At 70.3% G+C, this 12,187-nt stretch carries 10 protein-coding genes; 6 read left to right on the top strand and 4 right to left on the bottom strand.

What is annotated here, in order from left to right; genetic code table 11:
* Positions 1–76 precede the first annotated feature (76 nt).
* Complete coding sequence (locus N8J89_RS11585) at positions 77–439, bottom strand: DUF5313 family protein (RefSeq protein WP_283664340.1); 363 nt, start codon at positions 437–439, stop codon at positions 77–79.
* A 73-nt stretch (positions 440–512) separates the two neighbouring features.
* On the opposite strand from N8J89_RS11585, the gene N8J89_RS11590 reads away from it, so the two are divergent.
* Positions 513–1,625 (top strand): glycosyltransferase, encoded by a 1,113-nt coding sequence (locus N8J89_RS11590; protein WP_283666141.1) that lies wholly within the window; start codon positions 513–515, stop codon positions 1,623–1,625.
* 49 nt (positions 1,626–1,674) lie between these two features.
* Here N8J89_RS11590 and N8J89_RS11595 read toward each other — a convergent pair whose 3' ends face one another.
* Positions 1,675–3,273, bottom strand: a complete 1,599-nt coding sequence (locus N8J89_RS11595; protein WP_283664341.1) for a glycoside hydrolase family 30 beta sandwich domain-containing protein — start codon at positions 3,271–3,273, stop codon at positions 1,675–1,677.
* 112 nt (positions 3,274–3,385) lie between these two features.
* Here N8J89_RS11595 and N8J89_RS11600 point away from each other — a divergent pair, with 112 nt between their 5' ends.
* From N8J89_RS11600 to N8J89_RS11610, 3 genes are all read left to right on the top strand, one after another.
* On the top strand, positions 3,386–4,597 hold the full coding sequence (locus tag N8J89_RS11600; RefSeq protein WP_283664342.1) for an ROK family transcriptional regulator: 1,212 nt from the start codon (positions 3,386–3,388) through the stop codon (positions 4,595–4,597).
* Between the two features lie 70 nt (positions 4,598–4,667).
* A complete protein-coding gene (locus N8J89_RS11605; RefSeq protein WP_283664343.1) occupies positions 4,668–6,170 on the top strand; it encodes an ArnT family glycosyltransferase in 1,503 nt (500 codons plus the stop codon).
* Between the two features lie 694 nt (positions 6,171–6,864).
* On the top strand, positions 6,865–7,575 hold the full coding sequence (locus tag N8J89_RS11610; RefSeq protein WP_283664344.1) for a MerR family transcriptional regulator: 711 nt from the start codon (positions 6,865–6,867) through the stop codon (positions 7,573–7,575).
* Positions 7,576–7,593: 18 nt separating this feature from the next.
* Here N8J89_RS11610 and N8J89_RS11615 read toward each other — a convergent pair whose 3' ends face one another.
* Positions 7,594–8,403, bottom strand: a complete 810-nt coding sequence (locus N8J89_RS11615; protein ID WP_283664345.1) for an SAM-dependent methyltransferase — start codon at positions 8,401–8,403, stop codon at positions 7,594–7,596.
* A gap of 182 nt (positions 8,404–8,585) precedes the next feature.
* On the opposite strand from N8J89_RS11615, the gene N8J89_RS11620 reads away from it, so the two are divergent.
* Both N8J89_RS11620 and N8J89_RS11625 read left to right on the top strand, forming a co-directional pair.
* Entirely contained in the window at positions 8,586–9,905 is a 1,320-nt protein-coding gene (locus N8J89_RS11620) for a cytochrome P450 (protein WP_283664346.1), read from the top strand.
* 80 nt (positions 9,906–9,985) lie between these two features.
* The gene (locus tag N8J89_RS11625) at positions 9,986–11,047 is read left to right on the top strand and encodes an alpha/beta hydrolase (protein ID WP_283664347.1); all 1,062 of its coding nucleotides are present in this window, start codon (positions 9,986–9,988) and stop codon (positions 11,045–11,047) included.
* Here N8J89_RS11625 and N8J89_RS11630 read toward each other — a convergent pair whose 3' ends face one another.
* Positions 11,048–12,148 carry a cytochrome P450 gene (locus tag N8J89_RS11630; RefSeq protein ID WP_283664348.1) on the bottom strand — a complete coding sequence of 367 codons (1,101 nt, stop codon included), beginning with the start codon at positions 12,146–12,148 and terminating at the stop codon, positions 11,048–11,050. It lies immediately after the preceding gene.
* Positions 12,149–12,187 lie beyond the last annotated feature (39 nt).

Here is a 12,187-nt window from a genome sequence, read left to right on the forward strand (position 1 = left end):
GGCTCGATGGTCGGTCATCGGCAGGCGTCCGCGTAGCCCGTATGACAAGTGTCACAGGCTGTAACAATTGACCTGGTCAGCGCGAACCGCTGTCCCGCCGACGGGCCGCTCTGACCTGGGTCGCGTGGCCCTCCGGCCAGCCGTGCCTGGCCGCCCGGTAGTCCGCGCTCTCCGGCGCGAAGGAGGCCGAGTAGTACAGGCTCACCAGCAGCCCGATGCCCAGCGCGGGCAGCACGATGGCCGGTGGGAAGCCGAGCAGCGGGTCGAAGACCAGGAACAGCAGGAAGACCAGCGGCGCGGCCTGGACCAGGGTGCGGGCCACGTGCCGCAGCAGCCAGGTCGGCGCGGTCACGTCGTGCAGCACCCACTCGTGGTACCGCTCCGGCAGGCGAGCGCCGTAGGCGTAGGCCAGCCAGCGGGCCGGGTTCGGCCGCTCCATGCATCCAGAGTAGGTCGTTCGGCTGATCGACAAACCTCTCTGGAGATCACGCTACCGTGGCGGGGTGCGCGTCATGATCACCGCGGCTCCGCTGCTGGGCCACCTGTTGCCGCTGGTTCCCCTCGCCCGCGCGATCCGCGAGGCCGGTCACGAGGTCCTGCTGGCCACCGCCGGCGAGGCGCTGGCCGTGGCCGACCAGTCCGACCTGCCGGTGCGCGACATCGCGCCCGGCTTCCGGTTCGAGCCGATCGTGCGCCGGACCCTGCTGTGGCACCCGCTGATCGCCAAGGCGGAGATCGCGGGCAAGTCCGGTACCAGGGGCGCGGCCCTGCTGTTCGGGCACGTGAACGAGGAGATCGCGGACGGCGCGGTCGAGCTGGCCCGCTCCTGGCGGCCGGACCTGATCCTGCACGAGCCGCTGGCCATCGCGGGCGCGCTGGCCGCCGCGGTGACCGGGGTGCCCGCGGTGCTGGTGGAGAACTCGCTCTTCGACGGCCTGGAACTGCTCGCCGCGACCAAGGAGAAGCTGAGCAAGCCGTTGCGCCGCAACGGGATCGACCACCTGCCGGGGCCCGCCGCGCGGATCGTCACCGCGCCGCCCAGCCTGGTCGGCGAGCAGCCGGGCTGGCCGATGCGCTACGAGCCCTACAGCGGCGCGGGCGAGCTGCCCGCCTGGCTGGCCGCGGAGTCCGAGCGGCCGCGGATCGCGGTCAGCCGCAGCACCGTCGGCGGTCCGGGCGGCAACCGCCTGATGAGCGCGGTGGTGGACGCCGCCGAGGGCCTGGACGCCGAGATCGTGCTGCTGCGCCCGGACCGCCGGGTGCTGCGCCGGGAGTCCCTGCCCGCCAACGTGCGCACCCTGGACTGGGCCCCGCTGACCAGCGTGCTGGCGCACTGCGCCGCGCTGGTGCACCACGGCGGCGCGGGTTCGGTGGCCGCGGCGCTGGCCGCGGGCATCCCGCAGCTGGTGGTGCCCGGCGCGGGCGACCGCGACCACAACGCCCGCCTGGTCGCCAAGCGTGGCGCGGGCACCGCGGTGGCGGCCAAGGACATCAGCACCGCGGAGCTGCGCAGGCTGCTCACCGACCCGGCGCTGACCGAGGCGTCCCTGGCCGTGCGCAAGGAGATGGCGGGCATGCCCGCCCCGGCCACGCTGGTGACGAAGCTGGCCGGGCTGGTCAAGTAGGCCCGGGTTCCCCGCGCGGACCCGGGCCTACCACCTCACCGGTGTGTGCTCACGCGGTGGTCCATTGCTGGTTCGGCGCGCCGGTGCAGTCCCAGAGCTGGGCGGGCGTGCCGTTGGCGGTGCTGTTGTCGGTGACGTCCAGGCACTTGCCGCCGAGGCCGGTGAGCCGGTCGCCGGTGGGGCCGCCGCTGGGCGGACCGGCCCAGGTGAAGGTGGCCGTGGTGCGCGCGGGCAGGTCGTAGCTGAAGGACTGGCCGCCCCAGTTGACCCGCAGGTCCTGGTTGGCGCCGCTGGTGTTGTAGGCGATCAGCGCCTTGGATCCGTCCGGGTTGCGCCAGGCCACGTTGCTCACCGCGGCGGTGTTGCTGGTGTCCACCCGCACCGCGCCGGGGCGGACGAACTTGGTCAGGTGGCCCATGTTGTAGTACTCGATGGTGTAGTCCACCTGGCCGTGCCGGGGGCCGCCGTTCTGCACGGTGATCAGGCCGGTGCAGGTGCCGCAGCCGCCGTTGTGCGGGCCCTGGTTCTGGTCCAGGGCCAGGCTCCACTTGACCACGCTGCGGGCGTGGTTGCGGGTGGGGCCGATGATGTCGGCGACCATGTCCTCGCGGTGCTGGTCGCTGATCCACTCACCGCCGGAGTGCTCGGTGCCGTACTGCCTGATGCCGGGGTACTGGTTGTGCACCTGGGACTGGGTGGCCACGTCGCCGCCGTAGCCGTGCCAGGCCACCCCGCCGAAGAGCGGGTCGTTGCGGATGGCCGGGTCGTTGACCTGCGGCGCGCCCCACTCCGCCCACTTGTCCCAGTTCCAGTCCAGCACCAGGGTCTTGGTGCTGATCCCGGCCGCGCGGAAGGCAGGCCAGAGCGCGTTCTTGGTGAAGTGGATGATCCCGTTGGCGTTCCACTGCATCGAGGGGTACCCGGCGCAGCAGGTCGGCTCGTTCTGCACCGAGACGTAGTCGATCGGCACGCCGCGGGACTGGTAGGCCTGCACGTACTTGGCGAAGTACTGGCCGTAGGCGGTGTAGTACTGGGACTGCAACCACCCCTGGTGCATGTGGTTGTTGTCCTTCATCCAGCCCGGCGAGCTCCACGGCGAGGCCATCACCTTCAGCGCCGGGTTGAGCTGTTTCGCCTGCCGGGTAAGGGGAAGCACGTCCGCGAGGTCGTGGTTGATAGTGAAGTCGCCGACGTCGCAGCAGGTGTTGTCGAAGTTGTAGTCGAAGCGGGCCAGGTCAGAGGCGCCCATCGGGTTGCGGATGAAGGACAGCCCGATGCCCTCAGCGGGGTGGAACAGCTTGCGCATGGTGGCTTCGCGGGTGGCCGGGGTGAGCGCGCCGCTGGAGTTCATCAGCCAGGCCGCGGTGTCGGTGAACGAGGCGCCCGCGCCCTCGAACTCCTGGTAGGTGCGGCCCTCGTCGACGGTGATGGTGGTGCCACCACTGCCGGTGCCCGCGGTGAACCGGACCGGTGCCTGCGGTTGCAGCCCCCGGGTCACGGTGCGGCCCTTGTTGGCCGCGGTGGTGGTGGTCAGCGTGACGTTGACGGTCTCCCCGGCGGCCTGCGCCTCGGGAGCCGGGACGGCGAGCACGGATGCGGTCAGCACCAGTCCCAGCGCCGCCGCGGAGAAGATCGGAACACTGCGCATGCGGAACCTCACACAGAGCGAGGGCGGCGGAATGACGTGGGCAACACACCTTATTTCAAGGTGTGATTTAACTCGGAGGTTGATAATCGGTCAAGACGGCGAAGGGACGCGGGTGCGCGAGAACAGTCAGACGGTGCACGACCTGCGCCGCGGCAACCGGGCCACGGTGCTGCGCGCGGTGTACTTCGACGGCCCGCTCAGCCGCCGTGAGCTGGCCGCGTGCACCGGTCTGAGCCAGGCATCGGTGAGCAACGTGGCGGGCCAGCTGGTGGATGAGCAGGTGCTGGTCGAGGCGGGCACGGTGGACTCCGACGGCGGCCGCCCGCGCGGGCTGCTGCGGGTGAACCCAGGGCACGCCACGGTGATCGGCGTGGAGGTGGCCGAGACCTGGGTGCGGGTCAAGGCATTCGACCTGACCCTGGCCGTGCTGGCTGAGGAGACCCTGCCGGTCGAGCCGGACAACCAGGACCGGGACCTGGTGATCGGCCACATCCTGACCGGCCTGGAGAAGGTGCTGGCCGCGGACACGGTGTGCGCCGACCGGGTGCTCGGCGTCGGCGTCGGGGTGCCGGGCGTGGTGCAGCAGGACAGCGAGCTGCTGGTGCACGGACACACCGCCGCCTGGCACAAGGTGCCGCTGGAAGCATTGCTGCGCAAGGGAACCGACCTGCCCCTGCACATCGACAACGGCGCGAACACCATGGGCCAGGCCGAGATGTGGTTCGGCGCGGGCCGGGGCGCGAAGCACGCGGTGATCGCCCTGATCGGCTCCGGCGTCGGCGCGGGCGTGATCGCCGAGGGCAACCCCTTCCGCGGCGCCCGGCGCAGCGCGGGGGAGTGGGGCCACACCACCCTCGCCCTGGACGGTCCACCCTGCCGCTGCGGCTCCCGCGGCTGCCTGGAGTCCTTCACCGGCGCGGCGGCCGTGGTCGCCCGCCACCGCGCCGCCATGCACATCACCACCCCGCTGACCGACGAGGCCACCGCCTTCCGTGCCGCCCTCGCCGACCCCGCACCCCAAGCCCGGGCCCTGATCGAGGAGAGCGCGCGGTACCTGGGCGCGGGCATCGCCAACCTGGTCAACCTGTTCAACCCGGAACGCATCCTGCTCGGCGGCTGGGCCGGACTGCTGCTCGCCGAGCACACCCTCCCGCTGATCAGGGACACCGCCCGCGCCTACGCCCTGCGCCACCCGTTCGAAGGCACCCAGATCGCCCTGTGCGAACTGGGCCCGGACGCCATCGCGCTGGGCGCGGCGACCCTGTGGGTGAACCGCTTCCTGCGCACCGGCGGCGTGCACAAGCTGAGCCCTCCGCAACGGTAGACCTGGCACCACCCCCGCCAGGGACGCAGACCCATGGCCGGGAAACCCTTGTGACGGCAGGCTTCCCGCCATGATGCAGGAGACTTCGGTGCGCCCGGCGCTGTCCAGGGCGGCGCTGGCGATCCCCGCCGTGACCGCCCTGGCGCTGATCGCCTTCAGCGGCGGCTACGGCTACCACCGCGATGAGCTGTACTTCATCGTGGCGGGCCAGCACCCGGCCTGGGGCTACCCCGACCAGCCCAGCTTCACCCCGATGATCGCCGCCCTGATGGACTTCCTGGTCCCGGACTCCATGATGGCCCTGCGCCTCCCCGCCGCGCTGGCCGCAGCCCTGACCGTCCTGTTCGTCACCCTCACCGCCAGGGAGTTGGGCGGCACCCACCGCGCCCAGACCCTGGCCGCCCTGGCCACCGCGCTCTCCGGCATGGTCCTGATCCCCGGCCACATGCTGCACACCACCACCTTCGACATCACCTTCACCGCCGCGGTGATCTGGCTGCTGGTCAAGGTGATCCGCGGCGGCAACCCCAAACTGCTGCTGGCCGCGGGCGCGATCCTGGGCGTGGCCCTGCACAACAAGTACCTCATCGGCGCGGTGGTCGCCTCCCTCCTGCTGGCCCTGCTCCTCACCGGCCCCCGCACCCTGTTCCGCACCCCCTGGCTCTGGGCCGGAGCCGCGATCGCGGTCCTGATCTGGCTCCCCAACCTGCTGTGGCAGTACGAAAACGGCTGGCCCCAACTGGAAATGGCCAAGATCCTCAGCGAAGGCAACACCGACCGAGGCGGCCCAGCCCTCTTCCTCGCCATGCAGGCCCTGGCCATCGGCCCCCTGCTCACCCCCCTCTGGCTGGCCGGCCTGGTCCGCCTGCTCCGCACCCCCCAGTTCCGCTTCCTGGGCGCGGCCTTCCTCATCCTCACCATCGCCCTGCTCGCCGCAGGCGGCTCCCCCCTGTACCTGTTCGGCGGCTACCCAGCCCTGCTCGCGGCGGGCGGTCTGGCCGTGGACGGCTGGCTGACCCGAGCCAAGGGCAACGCGAGAACCACAGTGGCCACCACCGCCGGAGTCCTCTCCGCGGTGTTCATCCTCCCCCTGGCGCTGCCCCTGGTCCCGGAAAGCCAGCTCCACCGCATCCCGGTGATCCAGATGAACGGCCTGTCCGCCGAACAGTTCGGCTGGCCGGAACTCACCAACACCGTCACCAAGGTCTACGACACCCTGCCCCCAGCCCAACGCGGCACCACCGTCATCATCACCGAGAACTTCGGCGAAGCAGCTGCCCTGCACCGCTACGGCCGCACCAGGGGTCTCCCGACGGTCCACAGTGGATACCGGGGTTACGCGGCCTGGGAACGCCCCCCGGCAACCGCACGGAACGCCATCCTGATCCAACCGGCCAAGAGCCCAGAACCGCCTGCCTGGGCCAAGAAGGCATGCACCAACCTCCGCTACGAAGCCGAGATCCGCAACGACCTGAACATCAAGAACCGCGAACAGGGCGGCAAGATCTGGCTCTGCGAGAACGTCACGCGGTCTTGGGACGACCTCTGGCCGGAGATCAGCCACATGAACTAGCGACAGGTTGGCTTTTCAAAACTGTCCCGAAGTCTTGAGGTTCCCCATGCCCGTCAACCTGGAGAGATCACACCGCATCCCAGCCCACGGACGCACACAGCAACCGCCGCCAAGGCCACGCAACGCAAGGGCGGCCGTGGGCTGGGATGTGGTTTGATTTCGGAGGGTTGACGGGCATGGGGAACCTCAAGACCCGCCTGCGTCTTGGCCTTTGACTTTGATTTTCCCCCCCATGCTTTGATCTCTGCCCGTCCGGCGAGGACGCTCTTGACTTTGATCTTCGCCTGAAAACCTAAGATCAAAAGCGAAAAGAATGTCCTCGCCGGACGGGCAGACCACCGGAGGGGTTTGACAAGTCAAAAGCCGGAGATGAGCAGGTTGCGGGGCGGGGTCTGGGCTGCCGGGGCCGATTCCAGCATGCTCGCGACCCTCTCGTCTTCTCCGCACGACCTTCCGACAGCAAACCACACCTCCCCACCCGGCCCCCGTCACGTTGGGCGAGGCGGGCGGCGGCAGGTTGCAGGGGCCGGGTGGAGAGATGCGGTCAGCAGTCTCCAGGCCGTACGGAGAAGACGAGAGGCCCGCTTTGTGGGTTTTCACCCCCGGCGAGCCCCGGTTCGCTTGACTGTGCCGTAGCGGCATAGTTTGAACTGTCTCTTGTCGACAAACCTGATCCTGGGAGTGAGCAACCACCGTGGGCTGGAGTACCAGGCAACTCGCTGAGCTGGCGGGCACCACCCTGCGTGCCGTCCGGCACTACCACGAGGTCGGTCTGCTGCCCGAGCCCGAGCGCCGCGCCAATGGCTACAAGAGCTACACCGCCGCCCACCTCATCCGCGTGCTCCGCATCAAACGCCTAACCACCCTCGGTCTCTCCCTGGCCCAGATCGCCGAGTTGGGCGACGCCGACGAGCACCCCGAGGAGGCCCTCCGCTCCCTGGACTCGGAGTTGGCCGAGACCATCGAGCGCCTGCAACGGATTCGCGCGGAACTCGCGCTGATCCTGTGCAAGGCCACGCCGACCGACGTGGAGCCCGAGCTTGGTCAGATCTTGGCCGGTACCAACGTGACTCCCGCTGACCGGGACTTCGCGGTGGTGCTGAGCCGGGTGATCGCGCCCTCGGCGCTCCAGGCCTTCGCGGAGATGGTGCGGGCCAACAGTTCTGATCCGGTGCTGGTCGAGTTCAACAACCTGCCCCCCGACGCCGATGAGCGGACCCGGCGGGAGTTGGCCGAACGGCTGGGGCCGATCAGCCGGGACATGATCGCTGGTGCGCCTGAGGTGCAGAACCTGTTCGCCGGGGCGCCGCTGGGTGCGAGTTTCGGGGTTCGGGTGATGGTCCAGGCCATCCGGGACCTGTACAACCCGGCCCAGCTCGATGTGCTGGAGCGGATGGTTCGTTGACCGGGAGTCGTTGGCGGGTCAGGGTTTGCGGCCTACTCCGGCGAACGGGAGGTTGTTGATCTCCTGCTTGTCCGTGACGTCGCCGACGCCGTCGGGCCGCCAGAACGCGCAGCCGACCAGGCCCGGGTCGACCAGCTCGAAGCCCTCGAAGAAGCGGAGCACCTCGTCGTGGCTGCGGATGATGGGCGCGTTCTGGGTGCGCTTGTACGCCTCCACCGCCTCGTCCAGGCCCGCGGCGTTGGCGTCGCCGGAGACGTGCGAGACGGCGAAGTAGCTGCCGGGGGCCAGTCGCTCGCGGTACCGCGCGATCAGGCCGACCGGGTCCCACTCGTCCGGCACGAAGTGCAGCAGCAGCAACATGGTCAGGCCGACCGGCTGGCTGAAGTCGATCAGCCGCTTGGTCTCCGGGGCGTCCAGCACGCCCTCGACGTCGCGCAGGTCGGTCTGGATGACCTCGGCGTTCGGGTTGCCGTGCAACAACATCTGGCTGTGCGCCACCGCCACCGGGTCCCGGTCCACGTAGACCACCCGGCAGCTCGGGTCGGCCCGCTGGACGATCTCGTGCAGGTTGCCGACGGTCGGGATGCCCGAGCCGATGTCCAGGAACTGGCGGACCCCGTTGTCCACCATGTGCAGCACCGCGCGGCGCAGGAACGAGCGGTTCAGCTGGGTGGCGCTGCGCAGGTCCGGCATGATCTTGAGGATCTGCTCGGCCAGCTGCCGGTCGGCCTCGAAGTTGTGGCCACCGCCCAGCCAGTAGTCGTAGACCCGGGCCGGGCTCGGCACGCTGGTGTCGATGCCCGCCGGTACCCAGTTCCGCTCGGCCACCCGGACTCCCCTCGTTGGGCGCGGTTACCGTGTGCAGCTTAGGACCGGGGGGCCACACCCGAAGGAAGGGTTGGTAACGAGGTCCATCCGATCGTGTGCATGTGCCTGGAGAAGCGTCGCGCGAGGCCAGTGTGACTACATATCGTTACCGCGTTCACACGTTCGGTAGATAAGGTGGTGCGATGGTCGCGGTGGTTCCCGGTCGGTTACCGCTGCTCGGGCACACCCTGTCCCTGCTGCGGAAACCGTTGCCGTTCCTGGCTTCGCTGCCCGCGCACGGCGAGGTGGTGCGGATCTTCCTCGGCCCGATGCCGGTCTACCTGGTGACCAGCCCGGAGCTCGCGCTGCGGCTGCTCGCGGTGGAGGCGGACAAGTTCGACAAGGGCATCGTCTTCGACAAGATGCGCCCGCTCTTCGGCGACGGCCTGGCCACCTCCAACGGCGAGTTCAACCAGCGCCAGCGCCGGATGGTGCTGCCCGCCTTCGCCCGCGGCCGGGTCGCCGCCTACGCCGAGAACACCATCACCGGCCTGGCCCAGGAGCTCGCCGACTCCTGGCGGGACGGCCAGCAGGTCGCGGTGGACGCGCTCATGCAGGACGTGGTGCTCACCATCGCCGGGCGCACCCTGTTCGCCGCCGACCTCGGCGCCGAGGTGCTGGCCGAGATCCAGCGGTCCATCCCGATCATGTTGCAGAACGTGCTCATCCGCGCGTTCTCCCCGCGTCTGGTGGAGAAACTGCCCATCCCCGGCAACCGCCGCTTCGATGAGGCCGCGGCCCGGCTGCGCGCGGTCATCCCGCCCGCGATCATGAACGCGCGCCGGCAGGGCGGCGACCACGGCGACCTGCTCTCGGTGTTCCTCGCCGCCCGCGATGAGGAGACCGGCGCGGCCATGACCGACGAGCAGATCCAGGACGAGGTGGTCACCATCCTGACCACCGGCGCGGAAACCACCTCGGTCGCGCTGACCTGGTTCTTCCACGAGCTGGCGAGCAACCCGGAGATCGAGCGCCGCTTCCACGCCGAGCTCGACGAGGTGCTGGCCGGCCACCCGGTCACCTTCGCCGACCTGCCGAAACTCCAGTACACCCAGCAGATCGTCAACGAGGTGCTGCGCCGCACCCCGCCGATCATCCTGATGCGCAGGGCGCGGCAGGAAGTCGAGCTCGGCGGCGTGCGCATCCCGGCAGGCGCCGAGGTCGCGGTCAGCCAGCACACCCTGCACCGCGACCCGCGCTGGTTCCCCGATCCGGACCGGTTCGACCCCGACCGCTGGACCCCCGAACGGATGGCCGCGCTACCCAAGGGCGCCTACATCCCCTTCGGCGCGGGCGCCCGCTACTGCCCGGGGGCCTTCCTGGCGCAGACCGAGATCGCCATCGTGGCGGCCACCATCGGCGCGCGCTGGCGCCTGGTCCCGGTGCCGGGCAAGCGGGTCTACGCCAAGGTCAAGGCGACCATGCAGCTCAACCAGCTGCCGATGACCGTCCACTCCCGGTAGTCACCTGAAAGTATCCGCCCGGCTACCGGGTGTATTGTCAGGCCACTCCCGACCCTTTCCGATCTTGGAAGGTTGTCCCCGTGAGACTGCTCCCGAAGCTGTTCGCGGTCACCTCGACGTGCGCCCTGCTGCTCAGCGGGGTCCTCGCCCCCCAGGCCGCGGCGAACCCGGTGAACTGCACCGTGCTCGACCTGCCGGTCACCGGCCCCGGCTTGCTGCCGCTGCTGCCCGGCGGCCCGGCCACCGTGCAGGGCCAGCTCTGCCTGCCCAGCGGCAAGACCCCGCCGGTGGTGCAGCTGCTGGTGCACGGCGGCACCTACAACCGCGCCTACTGGGACCTGCCGTACCAGCCGGAGCGCTACTCCTACCAGCGGGACATGGCCAAGGCCGGGTTCGCCACCTTCGCGGTGGACCGGCTCGGCACCGGCAGGAGCAGCAAGCCGCTGAGCCTGCCGATGCTGCTCTCCGCCGAGGCCGACTCCATGCACCAGGTGGTCCAGCACCTGCGCGCGGGCCGGGTCGGCGGGGTGCCGTTCCAGAAGGTGGTGATCGTCGGCCACTCGGTGGGCTCCGGCATCGTGGCCGCGGAAGCCGCGCTGTACAAGGACGTGGACGCGGTCATCCTCAGCGGCATCACGCACCTGCCCGCGCTGCCGGTGCTCGGCCTCGGCGCGGTGCTCGGCCTCGGACCCGCCCTGCTCGACCCGGTCCTGGGCAGCCGGGGCAGCGACCCGCTGTGGTTCGCCACCCGCCCCGGCGCCCGAGGACCGTTGTTCTACAACGCGGCCAACACCGACCCGAAAGTGATCGAGGCGGACGAGGCCACCAAGGACCAGGTCTCCGTGCCGGGCATGGGCACGGTCGCGGTGTTCGGCATCGTGCTGCCCACCACCCTGGGCATCAACGTGCCGGTCTTCCAGCCGGTGGGGCAGAAGGACATCCTGTTCTGCGGCCTGCTCGCGCTGCGTGACTGCACCAGCGGCAAGACCCTCCGCCCGGCCGAGGCCCCGTACTACAGCCCGGCCGCGAAGCTGGAGACCTACACGCTGCCCGGCGCGGGCCATTCCCTTGCCCTGCACAAGAACGCGCACCAATACCGCGAGGCCACCAGGGTGTGGCTGCGCAAGACCGTGGGCGCCTGATCACCACACCACAGGCAGGCCGCGCATCCGTCCGGTGAACGTGCCGCCCGCCCGCGCCAGCTCCCCGTCCGGAATCCCCAGCCGCAGCCCGGGAAACCGGGCGGGGAGCGCGGTGAACACCTCGGTCAGCTGCAACCTGGCCAGCGGCGCGCCAAGGCAGTGCCAGGGCCCGTGTCCGAAGGACAGCTGCGGGTTGGGCAAGCGGCCGAGGTCGAAACGCAGCGGCTCGGCGAAGGCCCGCTCGTCCAGGTTGGCCCGCGCCACATCCAGCAGCACCGCCTCACCCCGCTCGATCATCACCCCGTCGACCTCGAAGCTTTCCCTGGCATAGCGCGGAAAACCCGCTCCCTCCGGCTCCTCCGCGTCGGCCAGCCGCAGGATCTCCTCCACCGCGCCGGGCACCGCCGCCGGCACCGCGCGCAGCAGCTCCCACTGCTCCCGGTGCCGCGACAACAGCACCACCCCGGAGTCGATCATCACCGCGGTGCTGTCGTACCCGGCGAACAACACCATCGTCGCGATCCCCGCGATGTCCTCAGTGGACAGTCCGGCCGCGCACAGCCCGCCCAGCAGGGAATCGTCCGGCGCCAACCGTTTCCGCTCGATCAACCCGCCCAGGTACCCGGCCAGCTCGGCCTGCGCGGCATCGGCCCGCGCCCGGTCGCCCACGTCCATCCCGTCCACCAGGTCCCGGAACCGGTCCCGGTCCGGCACCCCGAGCAGCGCGCACAGCGTGCGGACCGACAGCGGCGCGGACACCATCGCGTGCAGGTCCGCGCCCGGCCCCGCCGCGGTCAGCTCGTCCAGCAGTTCCGCCAGCAGCGCCCGCACCGGCTCGCCCAGCGCCGCCATTCGCCGCCCGCTGAAGAACGGCTGCAACAGCGCCCGCATCGCCATGTGCTCCTCGTGCTCGTGCTCATGGGAGTACAGCTCCGAGGCGCTGAGCAGCTGGTGGTCACCGAACCTCGCCGCCGAGGCCGGATCCGGGTGCGTGCGCCCCAGCCGCCGGTCCGCGTACAGCCGCCGCACCTCCGCATGCCCGGTGACCAGCCACGCCGCATCGCCCAGCGGCGTCCGGATCCGTCGCACCCGTTCCGTCATCGCGCCCACCTCAAGTAGATCCCCGAATGTATATCTCAA

This window comes from Crossiella sp. CA-258035, assembly GCF_030064675.1.
GTDB lineage: Bacteria > Actinomycetota > Actinomycetes > Mycobacteriales > Pseudonocardiaceae > Crossiella.